The organism is Streptomyces fodineus (genome assembly GCF_001735805.1).
In the GTDB taxonomy this organism is placed as follows: domain Bacteria; phylum Actinomycetota; class Actinomycetes; order Streptomycetales; family Streptomycetaceae; genus Streptomyces; species Streptomyces fodineus.
Map to the genome: position 1 here is coordinate 2,799,657 of NZ_CP017248.1, position 20,178 is coordinate 2,819,834.

The 20,178-nt window shown below is 71.1% G+C and carries 6 protein-coding genes; all 6 read right to left on the reverse strand.

Annotated features, from left to right (window positions below):
- Window positions 1-7,779, reverse strand: a complete 7,779-nt coding sequence (locus BFF78_RS11310) for a non-ribosomal peptide synthetase (RefSeq protein WP_069778198.1) — start codon at window positions 7,777-7,779, stop codon at window positions 1-3.
- 5 nt (window positions 7,780-7,784) lie between these two features.
- Window positions 7,785-16,445, reverse strand: a complete 8,661-nt coding sequence (locus BFF78_RS11315; RefSeq protein ID WP_069778199.1) for a non-ribosomal peptide synthetase — start codon at window positions 16,443-16,445, stop codon at window positions 7,785-7,787.
- Between the two features lie 45 nt (window positions 16,446-16,490).
- On the reverse strand, window positions 16,491-17,627 hold the full coding sequence (locus tag BFF78_RS11320; RefSeq protein WP_237282549.1) for an NAD(P)/FAD-dependent oxidoreductase: 1,137 nt from the start codon (window positions 17,625-17,627) through the stop codon (window positions 16,491-16,493).
- Window positions 17,628-17,690: 63 nt separating this feature from the next.
- On the reverse strand, window positions 17,691-17,945 hold the full coding sequence (locus BFF78_RS11325; protein ID WP_227025814.1) for a phosphopantetheine-binding protein: 255 nt from the start codon (window positions 17,943-17,945) through the stop codon (window positions 17,691-17,693).
- A 10-nt stretch (window positions 17,946-17,955) separates the two neighbouring features.
- Window positions 17,956-19,542, reverse strand: a complete 1,587-nt coding sequence (locus BFF78_RS11330; protein ID WP_069778202.1) for an amino acid adenylation domain-containing protein — start codon at window positions 19,540-19,542, stop codon at window positions 17,956-17,958.
- 155 nt (window positions 19,543-19,697) lie between these two features.
- Window positions 19,698-19,913 carry an MbtH family protein gene (locus tag BFF78_RS11335; protein ID WP_069778203.1) on the reverse strand — a complete coding sequence of 72 codons (216 nt, stop codon included), beginning with the start codon at window positions 19,911-19,913 and terminating at the stop codon, window positions 19,698-19,700.
- Window positions 19,914-20,178: the final 265 nt, after the last annotated feature.

Below are 20,178 nucleotides of genomic sequence, written 5' to 3' on the forward strand. Positions count from 1 at the left end.
TCACTCCTCTACGAGCATCTTGCGCAGGCTGGGACGAAGGGGGACATCCGATTCCTCCGACCACGCGGCGAGCGCGGACACGGTCGGCAGGTCGAAGATCTTGCGGATGGGTATCTCGATCCCCATCTCGGCGCGGGCTCGGGTGATCAGCCGGGTGGCGAGCAGGGAGTGCCCGCCGAGCGCGAAGAAGCCGTCGTCCACGCCCACCCGGTCCACGCCGAGCACCTCGGCGAACAGCCTGGCCAGGGCCTCCTCGCGGGCGGTGCGGGGCGCGCGGAACGGCGTGGTGGGAGTGAGATCGGGGATGGGCAGGGCCTCGTGGTCGAGCTTGCCGTTGGGGGACAGGGGCAGCCGGTCGAGCGGTACGTAGGCGGCGGGCACCATGTAGTCGGGCAGCCGGTCGGCCAGGTGGTCGCGCAGGTCGGCCGGTTCCGGGACCTTCTCGCCGTGGACAGGCACGAGATAGGCGGCCAGGTAGGGAGTGTCGCCCGCCTGCCGGGCCACGACCGCGGCCTGGGTGATGTGGGGATGGGCGGTGAGTGCGGCTTCGACCTCGCCGGGTTCGATGCGGAAACCGCGGATCTTGACCTGGGTGTCGATACGGCCCAGGTGGTGCAGCTCCCCGTCGGGGGTGAGGCTCGCCAGGTCGCCCGTGCGGTACATGCGGGAGCCGGGAGGCCCGTAGGGGTCGGGGACGAAGCGGTCGGCGGTCAGGGCGGGCTGACCCTGGTAGCCGCGTCCGGCACCGGCCAGATAGAGCTCGCCCGGTGTGCCCGGGGGCAGCAGCGCCAGGCCGGGGCCGAGGACGTACGCGCGTACGCCGGGAAAGGGACGGCCGATGGGGACGTCGGGGGCGTACGGCCGGTCGGTGTGCAGGAGGTGGGCGGTGGCGTAGAACGTCTCGCTGGGGCCGTAGCTGTTGATGACGCGGGCCTGCGGCCACAGCTCGCGCACCCGGTCCGCCAGGGCCGGGGTCAGCACCTCCCCGGAGATGTTCAGTGCCAGGGGCCGGATGCGGTCGCGGAGCTGGTCGACGAGTTCGGCGAAGGCCGACGGCACCGAGCAGATGACGTCGACGTCCCAGGTGTCGCGTTCGGCCAGTTCCAGCACGTCGCGCACGATCTCGGCGCTGCCCCCCGTGGTGAGCGCCGAGAACAGCTCGAAGGTGGCGACGTCGAAGCCGAACGAGGCGGCGAGCAGCACCCGCCGGCCCGATGCCGCTCCAGCGTGCGCGACCAGGGCGTCCACGGCGTTGACGACGGTGGCATGGGTGACACTCACCCCCTTGGGCACACCGGTCGAGCCGGACGTGTAGACGACGTAGGCGAGGTTTCCGGGGCGGGCCGCCAGCCGTGTCGTGGTCACCACGGCGGCCGGGGTGGCCTCGGTGGCGGCGTGGAGGTCGACGTCGTCGAGGACGAGGACGGGGATGTCCGTGGCCGGGACGAGGTCGCGGGTACCGGCGTCGACCAGGAGCAGGTGAGGCCGGGCGACGGGCAGGACGTGCGGGAGGCGGGCACCGGCGTGGGCGGGGTCGACGGGCAGGTAGGCCCCGCCCGCCTTGAGCACGCCCAGGAGGGCCACGGCCGTGTTCACGGTGCGCGGCAGGACCAGGCACACCACGGTCTCCGGGCCCACCCCGCGCCCGGCCAGCTCGACCGCGAGCCGCTCGGCGCGGGCGTCCAGCTCGGCGTACGTGAGCGACTCGCCGTCGGTGGTCACCGCGACCGCGTCCGGGGTCCGCGCCACCTGCGCCTCGACGCGCGCGGTGATCGTGGCGTCCGGGGCCGGGGCGGCGGCGGCGCCGAACTCGCCGAGCATCAGCTCGCGTTCGACCGGCTCCAGGATGTCGAGCTGCGCGACCTTCGATTCCGGGCTGGCCGCCAGCTGTCGCAGGATGCGGACGAGGCGGCGCCCGTACATCTCCACCGTGGCACGGTCGAAGACGGCCGGCGCGTACTGGATCGCGAGCTGGAGGTGCGGTTCGGCCGCCGCTGTCAGGCACAGGGGGTAGTTGTTGCCCGCGAACGGGCGGAAGCCTGCGAAGGCGATCCCGTCCGCGGCATCGCTGGCGGCGCTCAGGCCCTCCCAGTCGACGGGGAAGGACTCGAAGACGACCAGCGTGTCGAAGAGGTTCTGCACGCCGGCGGACTGCTGGATCTCCGCGAGTCCGTAGTGGTGGTGTGCCACCAGGGCGGCCTGCCGGCTCTGGAGCCGGGTGAGGACGTCGACGAGGGTGTCGCCGGGCGTGTAAGTGACCCGTACGGGAACGGTGTTGATGAACATTCCCACCATCGACTCGACGTCCGTCACCGCCGGCGGGCGCCCGGAGACGGTGGCGCCGAACACCACGTCCTGGCGGCCGGTGTGCTGGCCGAGCAGCAGCGCCCAGGCGCCTTGGACCAGGCTGTTGACGGTGACGCCCAGATCGGAGGCGCGCTGGGAGAGGTCGCGCGCCTCCTGCTGCGGGAGCGCGATGTCGACCTGGTCGCGGCCGCCGTCGTCCGCCTCCGCGGCCTGCGGGGCGAGCAGGGTCGGCCCCTCGATTCCGTCGAGTTCGGCCCGCCACGTCCGTGCCGCCTCGTCCTGGTCCTGCCGGGCGAGCCAGGCGAGGAAGTCGCCGTAGTCGCGGGGCGGGGGCAGCGCGGCCGGGTCGCCGTCAAAGGCGTAGAGCAGCAGCAGGTCCCGCATCAGCAAGGGCGTGGACCAGCCGTCGAACAGCATGTGGTGGGCGGTCATGACGAGTTCGGGCCGGTCCGGTTCGAGGACCGCGAGCGCCAGCCGGAAGAGCGGTGGGCTCGCCGCGTCGAAGTGGGCGGCCCGGTCCCGCGCGAGGAACCGCTCGAACGTCTCGGTCCGCTCCTCCTGCGCGACCCCGGTCAGGTCGAGGTACTGCCACGGCAGGGTCACCTTCTCGGGCACCACCTGCACGACGTCTCCGCCCGCCCGGCCCACGAACGCCGCGCGGAGGCTGGCATGGCGCTCCAGCAGCGCCTGCCCGGCCCGGCGCATCCTCCCCGGGTCGGCCTCGCGGGACAGCCGGAACACCAGCTGAACGTGGTAGGGGTCGTACGACGCCCCGGCCAGCATCGTGTGGAAGTGGATCCCGGACTGCACCGAGGTCACCGGCCAGACCTCGGCCAGCCGGCCGAAGCGGGCCTCCCACGCGTCGATGTCCTGCTGACCCACCTCGACCAGGGGCACGTCCGACGGGGTCAGCCCGCCGGCGTCGGGTGACGCGGCATGCCGGGCCAGGGCGGTCAGCGCCTCGACCCAGAGCCCCGCCAACTCGCTCACCTCGTCGCGGGAGAGCACGCCGGTCGCGAAGTCGAAGTAGGCGGTCAGCTCGTCACCGCGGGGTGTGGCGGTGGCCATGGCGGTGACCTCCAGGGCCGACGGCACCGGCATGTCCCCGCTCGGCGCGGCGATCAGGTCCCCGTGGGTGGTGTCCACGGCCCAACCCAGTCCGCGCAGTTCCTCGGGGAGGTCCGCACCCGAGGACCTGCCGAGGTAGTTGAATCCGATCTGTGGCTCCCGCTGTCCGGCCAGCGCGGCGGCGGTCTCCGCGTTGAGGTGGCGCAGCAGGCCGTAGCCCATCCCGTTGTCCGGCACCGCACGCAGCTGCTCCTTGACGGCCTTGATCGCCCGGCCCGCGGCCGGTCCGGCGGCGAACGCGTCCGCCACGTCGATGCCGGCCAGATCAAGACGCAGCGGGAACATCGCGGTGAACCATCCGACCGTGCCGGACAGGTCCGCGCCGGGCACCAGGTGCTCTTCCCGGCCGTGCCCTTCCAGCCGGACCAGCGTCGAGGATCCCGGCACGTCCCGCAGCCGGCGAAAGCGCGCGAGGGCCAGCGCCAGCCCGGTCAGCAGCCCGTCGTCGACACCGCCGCGGAACGCCGCGGGCACGGTGTTCAGCACCATGTGCGTGATGTCCGGCGGCACCTGGACGCGGACCGTGTCCACCGTGGCCGCGACGTCACGCGTGCGGTTCAGTTCCCGTGCACCCAGCACCGGCTCGTCCTCGATCAGGATCCGCTGCCAGAGGGGCAGTTCGGCCACCCGCTGCGGGGCCGTGGCCTCGTCGGCCAGGGCGTGCGCCCACCGGCGCAGTGAGGTGCCCGTCCCCGGGAGCGCCGGCGCACGGCCGTCCCGGACCAACTGCCAGGCCGAGGCGAGGTCCGGGACGAGAATCCGCCACGACACCCCGTCGACGACCAGGTGGTGCAGCACGATCAGCAACCGGCCCGCGCCGGTGACGGAGGTAAACCACACAAACTGCGCCATGACGCCCGCGTCAGGGTCCAGGCGGTCCGCGGCCGCGTCCAGCTCGGCCTGCACATCGGCGTCGTCGTGGGGAACCTCCCGCAGCAGTGCGTCGACGTCCACGCTGCCGTGCGGCTCGATCCACAAGCCGGGCCGCCTCCGGTCGAGCCGGGCACGCAGCACGTCGTGCCGTGCCACCACGGCCCGCAAGGTCGCGCACAGCCCCGCACGGTCGATGTCCTCCGGCAGGGTCAGCAGCGCGGACATGCACAGCCGGCCGATGTCACCGCCGAGCGCGAGCACGTGGGCCGCCGTCGGCGGCAGGGGAGCCCATCCGATGCCGCCCCCCGGCAGCTCGGCCAGGGCCGGACGTTCCTCCTCCCGTCCCTCTACCAGTTCCGCGAGCCGGGCGACCGTGCGGTGCTCGAAGATCTCCCGGGTGCTCACCACGACGCCGCGTGTCCGGGCCCGCGCGACGACCTGGATGGAGCGGATGCTGTCCCCGCCGCCGGCGAAGAAGTCGTCGTCCACGCCCACCTGCGGGGCATCGAGCACGTCGGCGTACACCTCGGCCAGGATCCGCTCCACCTCGCTGCGGGGCGCCCGGTACTCGGCGGCGGCGAACCGCGGTTCGGGCAGCGCGGCCCGGTCCAGCTTCCCGCTCGCGGTCAACGGCAGCCGGTCCAGCACCACGAGCAGGGCGGGCACCATGTAGGACGGCAGCCGCTCGCCCATGAACCGCCGCAGCTCCGGCACCGAGACGCCGGCGCCCGGGGCGGCCTCCTCGTCCTGGGTGCCGACCGGCGTCACATAACCGACGAGTCGCGTGCTGCCGGCGTGGTCCGCGCAGGCCGTGACCACCGCCTGGCCGACCGAGGGGTGCTGGGCGAGGACCCTCTCGATCTCGTTCGGCTCGACCCGCATGCCGTTCACCTTGACCTGGGTGTCGGCTCTCCCCTCGTACTTCAGCTGACCGTTCCGGTCCCACCGGGCCAGGTCACCGGTGCGGTACATGCGTGCGCCGGCCGGCCCGAAGGGACAGGCGACGAAGCGTTCCGCGGTCGCCCGGCCGTTCTCGTAGTAGCCGCGGGCAAGCGGACCGGCGACATACAGTTCCCCGATCACGCCGGGCGGGACGGGCGTCAGCTCCGGTCCCAGGACGTACGTGCGGACGTTGGCGAGTGGCCGTCCGATCGGCAGGGCGCCGGTTTCGGCCGGCTCCCGCGGGACCGCGAAGGAAGAGACGTAGAAGCTCTCGGTCTGCCCGTAGGCGTGGACGACACGGGCGTCCGGGAAGGCCCGGTGGACCTTGCGCACCAGATCGCCCGAGAGGACCTCGCCGCCGAGGATCGCGGTCTTGAAGTCGAGTTCGAGGGCGCCCGGGCTCTTGGCGACGATGGGGTCGAGCAGTGCGGAGAACGCCCTCGGGAGCGCGCAGACGGTGGTGCCCGACCAGCTGCTGCGTTCGGCGAGCTCCAGTACGTTGCGGACGATCTCGACACTCGCGCCGGCGGCGAGCGCGGTGAATATCTCGAACACGGAGACGTCGAAGTTCACCGAGGCCGCGGCGAGCAGACGGGATCCGGGCTCGGCCTGTGCGAACCGCCGTGAGGCGAGCACGCCGTTGGCCACGGTGGCGTGCGGGAGGGCGACACCCTTGGGAGTCCCGGTCGATCCCGAGGTGAACATCACGTACGCCAGGTTGTCCGGCCCGGCACGGAGGTCCGGGGCCTCGGCGACGGGGTGGTCGGGATCTCCGAGGTTCAGATCGTCCAGGTGGAGGACCGGTGCCTGACGCTCGGGCAGCGCTGCGGCCGTGTCCCGGTCCGTCAGTACCAGGGCGGGTCCGGCCGTGCTGAGCAGCAGGTCGATCCGGGCGGCCGGGTGGTCGGGGTCGATCGGCAGGTAGGCGCCGCCCGCCTTGAGCACGCCGAGCAGCGCGACGACCAGGTCCGCCGAGCGTGGCAGTGCCACGGCCACCAGCACCTCCGGCCCGACCCCGCGTCCGCGCAGCAGGGCGGCGAGTCGGTCGGCGCGGGTGTTCAACTCCCGGTACGACAACTCGGTTTCCCCGGCCACCACCGCTGTGGCCTGCGGGGTCCGCATCGCCTGTGCGGTGACGAGTTCCGGCAGCGTCGACTCCCGCACCGGCACCTCGGTCTCGTTCAACCGGGCCAGCCAGTCCCGCTCGGCATCGGTGAGCACCTGCACCGCGCCGAGCCGCGTGCCGGGGTCGGCGACCAACTGCCGCAGCACTCGCACGTAGCGGTCGACGAGGCTCTGTGCCGTGGAGTGGTCGAACAGGTCCGTCGCGTACTCCAGCCGTCCGTGGGCACGCCCGGACCTGCCCGGGATGATGTTGAAGAACAGGTCGAACTTCGCGGTGTCGGTGCCCACCGGGACGGGGGTGACGCGCAGACCCGGAATCTCGATCTCCGACCACGCGAACTGCCAGGCCAGCATCACCTGGAACAACGGCTGGTAGGAGGTGGTGCGGTCCGGGGCGAGCATCTCCACCAGGTGCTCGAACGGAACGTCCTGGTTGTCGTACGCGGCGAGGGCTCTGTCCCGTACCTGCTCCAGCAGATCGCCGAACGTCGGGTTGCCCGACAGGACGACCCGCAGCACCCAGGTGTTGGCGAAGAACCCGATCAGGCCGTCGAGCTGCTCGTCGGCGCGCCCCTCGATGGGGCTGCCGATCGTCAGGTCGTTCCCGGCGCCGAGGTGGTGCAGGAGCACCGCGAGCACGGTCTGGGCGACCATCGGCGGCGTGGCACCGCGGTCCGCGGCCAGCTTGCCCATGCGGGCGACCAGTTCGGGTTCCAGCTCGAAGTCGACGTGGCCGCCGCGGTGGCCGGCCACCGTCGGCCGGGGCCGGTCCAGCGGCAGCTGCACCGGCTGCGGCACCCCGGCCAGCTCCCGGCTCCAGTAGTCCCGCTGTTCGGCGGCGATGCTCTCCGGATCGGACTCGTCGCCCAGCAGTTGCCGCTGCCACAGCGTGTAGTCCTTGTACTGCACCGGAAGCGGCGTCCAGGCCGGCGCACTCCCCTGGCGGCGGGCGGTGTACGCCGAGACCAGATCGCGGAGGAACGGCGCCATCGACGCCCCGTCGGCGGCGATGTGGTGGAACAGGAACACCACGACGTGCTCCTGCGGAGCGACCCGGAGAACGATCAGCCGAAAGGGAAGCTCGGTGTCCAGGTCGAAGACCTCGCCCGCGAACGCGTGCATCGCGGCGTCCACCCCGTCCGCGGCCACGTCGACCACCGGGACCGCGGGGACTGCCTCCTCCGGCGGCAGGACCCGCTGCTCCGGCGTGCCGTCCGTGTCCTCCACGATCAGGGTACGCAGACTCTCGTGCCGGGTGGTGACGTCCGCCACCGCCGCGGTCAGGGCCGCCGTGTCCAGTGGCCCGTCCAGGCGCAGGACGAACGGGACGTTGTAGGTCGCGGAAGGGCCTTCCAGGCGGTGGAGGAACCACATCCGGCGCTGGGCGAACGACAACGGAATCATCGGCGCTAGTCCTCCACGCTCATCTGTCGCAACTGGGGGCGCTTCGACGTGGCCAGCTTCTCGATCCGACCCGCCAACCGGGCGACGGTCGGGTTGCGGAACACCGTGGTGACCTTCACGTCGACGTTGAGCGCATTGCGTATGCGGCCGGTCAGCCGAGTGGCCAGCAGCGAATGCCCGCCGACGGCGAAGAAGTCGGTGTCGATGTCGATCTCCTCCCTGCCGAGCAACTCGGCGAAGAGCCGGCAGAGGACTTCCTCGTTGTCGTTGCGCGGCCCTCGTCCGATCGCGGCTTCGACGTGGCCGGGTGCGGGGAGCGCGCCCCGGTCGACCTTGCCGTTCGGCGTCAGCGGAAGCCGGTCGAGGATCACCAGGTGAGCGGGGACCATGTAGTCGGGCAACTGCCGCTCCAGGTGCGCGCGTACCTCGCGGGTGACCTGGTCCGGGCTCTGCCACGCGGCGTGCACGGCAGTGGCCGGGGCAGGGGCCGCGGCCGGAGCGACGTGGCCGGCGCGGGTGGCGTACAGCTGGCCGATCCCGGTGCCCTCGAGACCCTGCGGGGTTTCCCTGACCACCCGAAAGCCGTTGTCCGTCAGCATCTTCGTCACGACCGCGACCCGGTCGTCGATGTCGTGCACCTCTGCCACGACCTGGCGGATGATCGGCCAGTGCTCCGGCTCGATCCCCTGCAACACGGCCAGCTCGCTCTTCTCCGCGTCGACCTTCAGCAGGTCCACAACGGTGAGCCCGTGGTCCCGGATCACCTGCGACACGGTGCGCAGTTCCACGTCGACCCGCCTGCTCGCCAGCCGCTGGGCCAGCAGTTCGGTCAGTTGGTCGTCCTCGGCGACATCTGCGTCACCCTCGTTGGCGATCACCCTGCGCAGCGTTTCCCGTTCGGTCGCCTCGTCCGCGAAACGCCCCGACATCAACGACATCTCCGGGTAGTACGTGAACTCCGCGCGCCCCGCGGCATCCGAGATCCCGCAGTTCGACACCACCGCGTCAAGGCCGTGCAGGTATGCGTTGATCCGGTAGCACTCGGCCGACTCGGCCATCGGCTCGCACGCGTACACCCGCACATCGCGGGCCACGGATCCGGCCCACAGCCCGAACATCCCGACGTGCCCGCCCACATCGACGACACACGCGCCCTCGTCGATGGTCACCCCACCGCCCGCATACGCGCCGCGCTGGAAGATCTCGCCGTACACGTAGGAGACACTCGGCTTGTCGGGCGCCGCCACCACCATCCCGCCGGGCAGCTCGTGCAGTTCCACTCCGGCCAGCCGCCCGGTGCCCTCCAGCTCGCGGAACCGCGCCACCTCCGGCGCCACCGCGGGATCCACCACCACATAACCGGCCAGCTGCCGGCCACCGGTGGCATCCTCGCGAGCGATCACCGCGGCCTGCGCCACGGCCGGATGGCGGGTCAACGCGACCTCTATCTCACCGAGTTCGATACGGAAGCCCCGGATCTTCACCTGGAAGTCGGTCCGGCCGATGTACTCGAGCCGGCCGTCCTGGTTCCACCGCACGACATCGCCGGTGCGGTACATCCGGGAACCGGGCTCACCGTAGGGGCACGGCACGAACCGGTTCGCGGTCAGCGCGGTCCGGCCGACATAGCCCCTCGCGAGCCCGGTACCGGCCAGGTACAGCTCACCGGTGACCCCGGGCGGTACCGGTCGCAGCGCTGTGTCCAGCACGTACACCCGGGTGTTCCAGATCGGCACACCGATCGGCACGGTGCCGGAGTCCTCCGGGAGCAGGGCGTGGTACGTCACGTCGACGGAGGCCTCGGTCGGCCCGTACAGATTGTGCAGTTCGACGCCCGGCAGCGTGCGGGCGAAAGCGTCCGCGGTCTCCCGGGACAGGGCCTCACCGCTGGAGAACACCCGGCGCAGCTCGCCGCCGCACCCGGCGGCGGCCGGCTCGGCCAGGAACGCCTGGAGCATCGACGGCACGAAGTGACAGGTGGTGACGGACCGTTCGCGTATCAGCTGGGCCAGATAGGCCGGATCCCTGTGCCCGCCGGGCTCGGCGACCACCAGCGCCGCACCCTCGCACAACGGCCAGAAGAACTCCCACACCGACACGTCGAACGACGACGGCGTCTTCTGCAGCACCACGTCGTCGGCGGTCAGCCCGTACTCGTGCTGCATCCAGCGCAGTCGGTTCGTGATCGACCGGTGCGACACCTGCACACCCTTGGGGCCGCCGGTGGAGCCGGAGGTGTAGATGACGTAGGCGGCGTTGTCCGGCGCGAGCGCGCGTTCCGGGTCGACCGCCGGGTACCCGGACACGTCCGGGAGCTTCTCGTCGAGCACCAGCAGCGGATCCGCGCTGTCGAGCATGTGGCGCACCCGGTCCTCCGGCAGGTCGGTGCCCACCGGCAGATACGCCGCGCCCGCCTTGACCACCGCGTAGATCGCCACGAGCAGATCCACGGAACGAGGGATGCGCACCGCGACCGTCCGCTCGGGTCCCGCCCCGCGCTCGACCAGCCAGTGCGCCAGCCGGTTGGCACGCCGGTTGAACTCCCGGTAGGTCAGCGTCTCCCCCTGCCCGATCACCGCGACGCGATCGGGGTCACGCTCCACCCGGGCCTCGAACGCGCCCGGCAGGGTGTCCGCGGCCACCGGGTGCGCCGTGTCGTTGACCCCCCGCACCCACCGCTCCCGCTCCTGCTCGCTGAGCACCTCGATGGCGGCGACGGGAACCGTCGGGTCGGCGAGCACCTGCTCCAGCACCCGGACGAGCCGGGCGGCGATCACCTCGGCCGCGGCGCGGTCGTAGACGTTGTTCTGGTAGTCGAGGGAGAGCCGCAGGTAGGGATCGGCGGAGTTGAGGCTGAGCGGGTAGTGCGCGCCCGCGATCGGCCGGATGCCGTCGATCGTGAGGCCCGCCGAGGTGTTGGCGTCGACGATGCCCTCGCGGTCGTACGGGTAGTTCTCGAACGCGATGATCGTGTCGAACAGTGCGGACATTCCGACGTCGCGCTGGATGTCGGCCAGCGGGTAGTAGTGGTGGTCGAGCAGCGCGGTCTGCCGCTCCTGGAGCCCGGCGACGACGTCGGCCACGCTCTGGTCCGGTCGGCAGAACACCCTGATCGGCAGGGTGTTGACGAACAGGCCGACCATCTCGTCGGATCCGGGCAGCTCCACCGGGCGGCCGTTCACGGCAGCCCCGAACACCACGTCCTGCTGCCCGGTCAGCGTCGAGAGCAGAATCGCCCACGCACACTGCAGCAGCGTGTTCAGCGTGACGCCGAGTTCCGCGGCACGCCGGGCCAGTTCCTTCCCCTTGTCGATCGACAGCGGTACTTCGACCCGTCCGTGGGCGGACGCCTCCCCCTTCGCGGGAATGCCCGCGGCCACGAGGGTCGGCTGGTCGAGTCCGGCGAGCTCCTCCTTCCACCGGGCCGCCGATGCCTCCCGGTCCTGCCTGGACAGCCAGGCCAGATAGTCACCGTAGTTCCGGACCGGTTGAAGCTCGCGGGTCCCGGCGTACAGCAGGATCAGGTCCCTGATCACCGACGTCGACGACCAGCCGTCGAACAGGGTGTGGTGCGCCGTGATGATGAGTTTCGCCTGCCGCGGACCGCAGGTGAGCAGCGCCAGACGGATCAGTGGCGGCCGGGTGGGATCGAGTTGGTCGGCCCGGTCGTCGGCGAGGGCCTTGTCGAGTGCCGCGTCCTGCTCTGCTCCGCCGCGACCGGTCAGATCGATGTGCCGCCAGGGCAGGGCGACGTGCTCGGGCACGACCTGCACCGGATCGCCCCCGGCCCCGGTCAGGAACGCGCAGCGCAGGTTCGGAAACCGGTCGAGGAGCGCCTGCCCGGCCGATCGCATGCGCGCGGGATCCACGTGCCCGGACAGATGCAGCACGAACTGCATGTGGTAGACGTCGAAGGCGCCGTCGGCGAACGCGGCCTGGAACTGGATACCGGACTGCCCAGGGGTCTGCGGCCACACCTCGGCCAGCCGGCCGTAGCGCGCCTCCCAGGCCTCGATCTCGTCCTGTCGCACCGAGACCAGCGGGGCGTCCGAGGGGGTGAGCCCGCCGGGCTCCTCGTCCGCGGCATGCGCGGCCATGCCGTGCAGCACCTCGACCCAGAGGTCGGCCAGTTCGGAGACCTCCTCGCCGGACAGCACCCCGGTGGGGAACATGAAGGCCGCCTGCAGCCGGTGGCCGTCGGGGGTGTCCGTCGCGACCGCGTTGACCTCCAGCGCGGACAGCGCGGGCAGGTCCGGGTCGGGAGCCGGGATCAGCTCGGCGGACCAGGGCGCCGGTCCCCACCCGCCCGTGCGCAGGTGCTCGGGCACGTCGGCGCCGGAGATCCGGCCGATGTAGTTGAACCCGAGCTGCGGCACCGGCAGGCCGGCGAGCTGCGCCGCGGTCTTGGGGTTCAGGTGGCGCAGCAGTCCGTACCCCACGCCCTTGTCCGGGATCGCGCGCAGCTGCTCCTTGACCAGCTTGATCGCCTTTCCGGCCGCGGGGCCGCCGGCCAGCACGTCGGCCAGGTCCACTCCGCGCACGTCGACCCGGGCCGGGTACATGCTGGTGAACCAGCCGACGGTCCGGGAGAGGTCGGCCCCGGGTACGACGTCCTCCTCGCGGCCGTGCCCCTCCAGCCGGAGCAGGGTCGAGCCCTCCGCACCGCGCCACCGGTTCACGGCCAGGGCGAGCGCGGCGAGCAGCACGTCGGTCCCGGTGCCCTTGAACGCGGCGGGAAGCGTGGTCAGCACCGCCTCGGTGGCCTTGGCGGACAGCTGCACACGCACGCTGTCGACGGTGGCCGTCACATCCACCGCCGGGTCGAGTTCCCGGGTGCCCAGGGGGGGGTTCGGTGCCTGGAGCATCTCCCGCCAGAACGCCAGTTGCGCCTCCCGTCGCGGGGAGAGCGCCTCGGTCAGCAGCGCCGATGCCCAGCGGCGGGCCGACGTGCCGACCGGGGGCAGTTCGGGCGCTCGACCGGACCGGATCTGCTGCCATGCCTGGGCGAGGTCCGCCATGAGGATGCGCCAGGAGACACCGTCCACCACTAGGTGGTGCAGCACCACGAGCAGGCGGCCCGCACCGGACTTGGCGGCGAACCAGACGAAGTCCGCCATGGTCCCGGCCTCCGGGTCGAGTCGCCCGACCGCGTCGGCCAGCTCCGCCTTCGCCGCCTGGAGCAAGGACGGATCGTCCCACCGGCCGTCACAGGGAACCCGGCGGATCAGGTCCGCCGCCCGCACGGTGCCCGCCGGACGCACGACGAGGGAGAGTTCGTCGCCGCGCACCAGTTGGGCGCGCAGGAGGTCGTGCCGGTCGAGCACGGCGTCCAGCGTCGCGGCGAGTCCTCGCGCGTCGATCCCCGCGGGCAGCTCCAGCGTCAGCGCCATCGCGAACCGGTCCATGCCGCCGCCATGCTCGAACACCTGCCGCGCCACCGGCGGCAACGGCATCGGGCCGACGCCACCGCCCTCGCCCTCGGCGAGAGGGGGCAGCGGGTCCCGGCGCGCGGAGGCCACCTCGGCCAACCGGGCCGCCGTACGACATTCGAAGATCTCCCGAGTGGTGATGTCCAGTCCCCGCGCCCGGGCACGCGCCACCACCTGGATCGACCGCAGGCTGTCTCCACCCACCGCGAAGAAGTCGTCATCGACACCGACCTGGTCCACGCCGAGCACGTCCGCGTACGCGGCGGTGATCGTCTTCTCCGCCTCGGTGCGCGGCTCCCGGTAGGCCGCGCCCAGGAACTCCGGTTCGGGCAGCGCGGAGCGGTCCAGTTTGCCGGTCGGCCCGAGCGGCAGCCGGCCGAGGGTCACGAACGCCGACGGCACCATGTAGTCGGGCAGCCGTGCCGCGACGAACTTACGCAGTTCGGCGGCCGAGGCACCGGCCTGCAGATCGACGTCGCCGATACCGCCGGCGCCGTCGTCGCCGGCGGCGCCGTCGCCGGTATGCACGACGTACGCGACGAGCCGCCGCCCGCCCGCGGGCACTTCCCGGCTGACCACCACCGCCTCGCTGATCCCGGGGTGCAGCGCGCATACCGCTTCCACCTCGGCGGTTTCGACGCGGAAGCCGCGTACCTTCACCTGGCCGTCGCTCCTGCCGACGCACTCCAGCCGGCCACGCGCGTTCCAGCGGGCCAGGTCGCCCGTGCGGTACATCCGGTCACCCGCCGGGCCGAAGGGATTGGCCACGTAGCGCTCGGCGGTCATGCCCGGGCGGCCGTGATAGCCACGGCCCAGACAGGTCCCGGCCACGTACAGCTCACCGATCACGCCCTGCGGCACCGGGGCGAGTCCCGGGCCCAGCACATAGGCACGCATGTTCCCCAGCGGGGTGCCGATCGGCGCGAGCTCGCCCTCCGCCCACTCCTCGGACGCCGCGAGGGAGAACGTGGTGGCGTAGAAGCTCTCGCTCTGCCCGTAGCCGTTCACCACCTGCACGCCGGGCAGAGCCTCCCGCACCTGCCGCACCAGTCGGGCCGGAAGCACCTCGCCCGCGAGGACGACCGTGCGCACACCGGGCGCCTTCTCCAGGTGGCCGACCAGTTCCCCGAGCACCGAGGGGACCGCGCTGATCACATGGCCGTCCCAGGTGTCCCGCTCGCCGAGTGCCAGCGCGTTCGGCACCACCTCGACCGTGCCGCCGGTGGACAGGGTGGTCAGCAGCTCGAAAACAGAGACGTCGAAGTTGACCGAGGTGCCGGCCAGCATCCGCCACCCGGGGGGCGCGTCCAGCACGCGCACCAGCTCTCGCACCCCGTTGACGACGTTGCGGTGGGTGATCGCCGCGCCCTTCGGCTTGCCCGTGGAGCCGGAGGTGTACATCACGTAGGCCAGGTTGTCCGGACCGGGCGGCGAGGTCCGGCCCGCGTCGGCCGGCGCCCCCTGGGGCGAGTCCCATTCCGCGCGGTGGTCGAGGTCGACGGTCGAGATGTCGTGCCACGGCAGCTGCTTCCACGTTTCGGTGTCGGTGACCGCGAAACGCGGGGCCGCTTCGGACAGCACGCTCTCCGCTCGCCTGCCGAGGTACTGCGGGTCCATCGGCAGGTACCCGGCACCGGACTTGAGGATCCCCAGCAGGCCGACCACCAGGTCCTCCGTGCGCGGCAACGCCAGCACCACCAGATCCTCCGGCCCGGCGCCCCGCCGGACCAGCTCCCAGGCGACGCCGTTCGCCCGGTCGTCGAGCTCACGGTAGGTCAGCGTGCGGTCGTCGCACACGATCGCCGGGGCGTCCGGGGTCCTGGCCACCGCGCTGTCGAACAGCTCCGGGATCGTCAGCTCGGACACCTCTGTGGCGGTGTCGTTGAACTGGGTGAGCAGCCGGTCCCGCTCGGCCGGGTCGAGCGCGTCGACGCCGTCGATCCCGCGTCCGGCTTCGGCCACGAGCCGGCCCAGAATGCGGACGAACCGGTGTGCCAGGCCCTCGACCGTGTCCCGGTCGAACAGGTCGGTCGCGTACTCCAGGCGGCATTCCGCCCCGCCCGAGCCGACCGGGACCATGTCGAAGAACAGGTCGAACTTGGCCGTTTTGGTCTCGAGCCTCTCGGCCCGGACCGTGAGGCCGCGGATGTCCAGATCCGGCACGGACGGCTGCCAGGAGAGCATCACCTGGAAGAACGGGTGATAGGCGGTGGACCGGTCCGGGTTGAGCAGCTCCACCAGCCGCTCGAACGGCATGTCCTGGTGGTCGTACGCGGCGAGGGCCCGCTCCCGCACCCGCTGGAGCAGCCGGCGGAAGGTCGGATTCCCCGACAGGTCGACGCGCAGCACCCAGGTGTTGACGAAGAACCCGACGAGGTCCCGCAGCTCTTCATCGGTACGGCCCGCGATCGGTGCGCCGATGGGCACGTCGTCACCGCAGCCGAGGTGGTACAGCAGGACCGCCAGCGCGGAGTGCATGACCATCGAGACCGTGGCGTCCTCCTGGGCGGCCAGATTCTCCACGGACCGGAGCAGAGGAGGGTCGATCGGGAACCGGACCGCGTCGCCGCGACGGCTCATCGACTTCGGGCGCGGCCGATCGGTGGGCAGGTTCAGCGGCTGCGCCAGATCGGCCAAGGTCCGTCGCCAGTACGCCAACTGCCCGGCTGCGAGGCTGTCCGGATCGGACTCGTCACCGAGCACGTCCTGATGCCACAGGGTGTAGTCGGCGTACTGCACCGGGAGCGACTCCCACGCCGGGGCCCGGCCCGTGCTGCGGGCCGCGTACGCCACGGTCAGATCACGCAGCAGCGGCCCCATGGACTCGCCGTCCAGGGCGATGTGGTGCACCGCCAGCACCAGGGTGTGCTCGCGCGGCGCGCATCGCACCAACCGGGCCCGGATCGGCACATCGGTGGCCAGGTCGAAGGGGGCGGTGGCCGTCTCCTCCAGGGCCGCCGCCCGCTCCTGTTCCTGCGCGGCCTCGACGAGCGGGAGTTCGCAGGACACCTCCCCCGAGGGCAGCACCCGCTGGTGCGGGACGCCGTCGTCGTCCTCGCCGATCACCGTTCGGAGGATCTCGTGCCGGTCGATGACATCGCGAAGCGCCGACTCCAGCGCACCCACGTTCAGCTCGCCGGTCATCCGCAGGGCGAAGGCGGCGTTGTAGGTCGGTGACGGGCCGTCGAACCGGTCCACGAACCACAGCCGGCGCTGCGCGAACGACAACGGGATCATTCTCTGTCTCCAAATCGGCAGGACTGTCAGGGAGCCATCCGCCACTCAGCTCTGATCGAGGACCGCCAAGAGCTGGTCGTTGTAGAAGTCGTCGAAGGAACACGCGCCCGACAGCGTCGAGAAATACCGGTCGACCAAGTCCTGGTGACCGGACAGGCTCCGCAACATCTCCGCCCGTCCCCCGGGTTTGAGTTCGGCCACGTTGAGCGCGCCCTGGTAGAAGTCGAGGAAGGTGTCGCTCAGGTCGTTCTCGTAGCGCTTCAGCGCCGCTTTGAGCGCGGCGTCGTCGTGCAGTCCGTCCCCGATGTGCTCGGTGAGCGACTGGGCCTGGATGAAGGCGTCGGTGATACCGCGGGCGGTGATGGAGTCCTTGTGATGCACCGCGTCACCGAGCAGCACCCATCCGGGCCCGTGCGCCTTGCGGAAGTAGTTCTCCTGGTGCCCCGTGCCGTAGAACTGCTCCACGCGCCGGCCGGCCGACATCCGCTCGTACAACTCGGGGGTCGTCGTGCGGACGGCTTCGAGGAAGGCGGGTTCCACCGCGGTGCGCACCTCGGCGAACTCGCTCTGCGGGAAGTAGGCCATGATCAGTCTGAGGTCGTCGTTGGTGGGGATGACACCGATCCAGCGCCCCGGCCGCTCGTACAGCTCGAAGTGCGAGGGAACCCCGGCCCAGTAGCTGTAGTAGGTACAGGTCATCCGGGGGTGCTCGATGACGTGCGGCGCACCGGCCTTGCGGGCCACCAGCGATCGCATGCCGTCCGCGCCGACGACCAGCCGCGCCCGTTCCGTCGCCTCGGCGCCGCCGGGCGTCGTGCAGCGCACCCCGACGACCCGGTCGTCCTCGAACAGCAGGTCGTTGACCGTGCAGGCCTCCCGGAACTCCACGCCGGACGCCACGGCACCGGCCACGAGGATCGGGTCGAGCACGAACCGTCTCGGCGCGTACGTGGTCCGGTGGCCGTCGACCGGCAGGGAGAAGCCGTCCAGCCGGACACCGGGCGCCTCGTAGCTCTGGTGGTCGATCGGCTGACACCCCGCGGCGCGGAGCTCGTCGAGCAGGCCCCAGCGATCGAGCAGCGCCACGCCCGGCTGGTGGATGTAGTGCGAGGACAGCGTGTCCTGCGGAAACCGCGCCTTCTCCAGGAGCAGAACGCGATACCCCTGCCGAGCGAACAGCATGGCCGCCGGCGAACCCGCACAACGGGCACCTATGACAATTACGTCGTACATGGCCCTCTCTTACTATTGGGTGACCGTGCCCAGGGATTCGATGTATGCAGAAATCGATGCCACCGTCGGGTTGAGGAACAGCTGATCCATCGGGACTTCGACACCCAGTTCCTCGATAAAAGCGCGCTGAATTCTGGCCATGATCACGGACTGGCCGCCGAGGGTGAAGAAATCGGCCTCGACCGATACGTCGTCGCGCTGGAGTTCCCGGCACCAGATGGCACATACCGTGTCGATAATCAAAACAGCCCTCTCGCTCGTAATCAAGGCCGGTCGACTATGCCGTGGTCCTGCCGGCGACGGAATGCTTTCGCAGTTCTTCGGCCAGCGCCGCGCGATCCGCTTTCCCGTGCGGGCTCAACGGAATCTGCGGGATGGTGAGGAATCTGGCGGGGACCATGTTCCTCGGCAGCGTCTCGAGGAGGCGGGCGCGCACGTCGTTCTCGGCGAGTTCACCGCCCGCCGGCACGATGAACGCGATCAGCTCGGGCTCGCCGGAGTCGGTGTGGTCGACCACGACGGCCGCCTGCCGGACACCGGTCAGCCTGCCGAGCGCGCGCTCGATGTCGGCGGGGTCGATGCGCATGCCCCGCACCTTCACCTGCGCGTCCATCCGGCCGGCGACGACGAGGTCCCCCGCCTCGTTCACGCGACCGCGGTCGCCCGTGCGGTACAGCCGGCGCTCCACGCCGTCGACCACGACCGTCGTGAACCGCTCGGATTCGGGGCCTGTGCCGCCCAGGTAGCCGGCGCCGACGCTGGTTCCGGAGATGCAGATCTCGCCGTACCCTCCCGCCCCGACACCGCGCATCCGCTCGTCGAGGATGTGGATGTCGGTGTTGTGGGCCGGCCGGCCGACCGGTGCGATGTCGTGTTCGCCGGGCCGGTGGCCGGCCAGGTCGTACGAGGTCGCGACGTCCGTGCACTCGGCGACGCCGTACTGGTGCAGGAGCCTGCAGGTGTTTCCCTCCCGCCCGGCCCAGTCCGCGATCCGCTCGAACTGCAGCGGCTCCCCGCCGAACAGCAGGTAGTCGAGCCGGGTGAGCGCCTCGCCACCACGCGTGGTGTCCCACTCCACCAGCAGGTACAACGTGCTGGAGGCGCAGTGCACCACGCGTATCTCGTGCTGGGCCAGCATGCGGTAGGCCATCGCGGCGTCGAAGTTCCGGCTCGCCATCAGGTACTGGGTGGCGCCGCAGAACAACGGCATCATCAGGCTGCGCTGGGAGAGGTCGAACCCGAACGCGCTGACGACCAGGTTGTTCGACCCGGGATGCAGACCGTATTCGAGCATCAGCCAGTTCAACAGGTTGAACCATCCCTCGTGCCGCACCGCGGTCACCTTCGGCGTGCCGGTCGACCCGGACGTGAAGACCGCGTAGCACACGTCGTCCCCGGTGACCGGGACGTCGGGAGCGGTCACCGGGAGACCGTCGAGGTGATCGGACAACTGCTCGAAAAGGACGACCTCGACGGCCGCCGACTCGACCAGTCCGGCCGTCACCGAAGAGGCCACGATCATGGCCAGGTCGGGGACCTGCTCCAGCAGCAGCCGAAGCCTGGACGCCGGGTACGCCGGGTCGAACGGTACGTAGGCCGCGCCCGCCTTCAGTGTGCCGATGACGGCGACGACCATGCCGATCGAGTAGTCGAGGCAGATGCCGACCTTCGCGCCGCGGCCGTGTCCGCGCACGGTGAGGAAGTGCGCGAACCGGTTGGCCCTGGCATTCAGTTCCGCGTAGGTCACCTGCTGTCCGGCACAGAAGACGGCAACGGCATCGGGGGTGGCTTTCGCGTGCGCCTCGAACTGCTTGTGGACGACGGGTGTCGGGGGCAGGGCGACCCGCTTTCCCTGGAGGATCATCAGTCAGCTCCGATGTGACGGGTGTTCCGACCGGGCGAGCCGTCGGCGCACCACGGGGAACGGGGCGGTCCGGCACCTCGGGCGGTGGGCTTCCGGGCGGTGTGCCGATCGGCGGCGTCCAGTACCTGGGTCACCCACTTGTCGACGGACAGCGTTCAGTCCGCCGCCATGGCCTCCCGCAGGCTCCTGGGGCGCAGGTCGGTCCAGTTCTGCTCGACGTATTCCAGGCACTCGGCCCTGGCCGCCTCCCCGAAGACCACTCGCCAGCCTTCCGGCACCTCGGCGAATACCGGCCAGAGCGAATGCTGGTCCTCGTCGTTGACCACGACGTAGAAGCGGCCGTTCTCGTCATCGAAGGGGTTCATGCTCATTGCCACCGTCCTTAACCGTCACGGGGTCACTCGAGATGGAAAATCAGCAGGGTCGGGCGGGGTCACCGATCGGCATCGTCCTGTCGACGGGACACCCGGCGTCCGCAGGCACCCTGGAATGCTGACGCCACGGTAGGGGACCGTAGGACTCGGCCGTCACTTCCGCAAGGGCGGAAGTATCGCTGAACTCCCCGTCGCGAATTGCGGCACAGCCTTTCCGGAGAATTCCCGTAAATCCTGTCCTGCTGACAGGACAGTCGACCCG

Bases quoted from the DNA above. Each gene is read 5' to 3' on its own strand.
- BFF78_RS11310 (WP_069778198.1), bottom strand. From the start codon at position 7,779: ATGATTCCGTTGTCGTTCGCCCAGCGCCGGATGTGGTTCCTCCACCGC.
- BFF78_RS11315 (WP_069778199.1), bottom strand. From the start codon at position 16,445: ATGATCCCGTTGTCGTTCGCGCAGCGCCGGCTGTGGTTCGTGGACCGG.
- BFF78_RS11320 (WP_237282549.1), bottom strand. From the start codon at position 17,627: ATGCTGTTCGCTCGGCAGGGGTATCGCGTTCTGCTCCTGGAGAAGGCG.
- BFF78_RS11330 (WP_069778202.1), bottom strand. From the start codon at position 19,542: ATGATCCTCCAGGGAAAGCGGGTCGCCCTGCCCCCGACACCCGTCGTC.
- BFF78_RS11335 (WP_069778203.1), bottom strand. From the start codon at position 19,913: ATGAGCATGAACCCCTTCGATGACGAGAACGGCCGCTTCTACGTCGTG.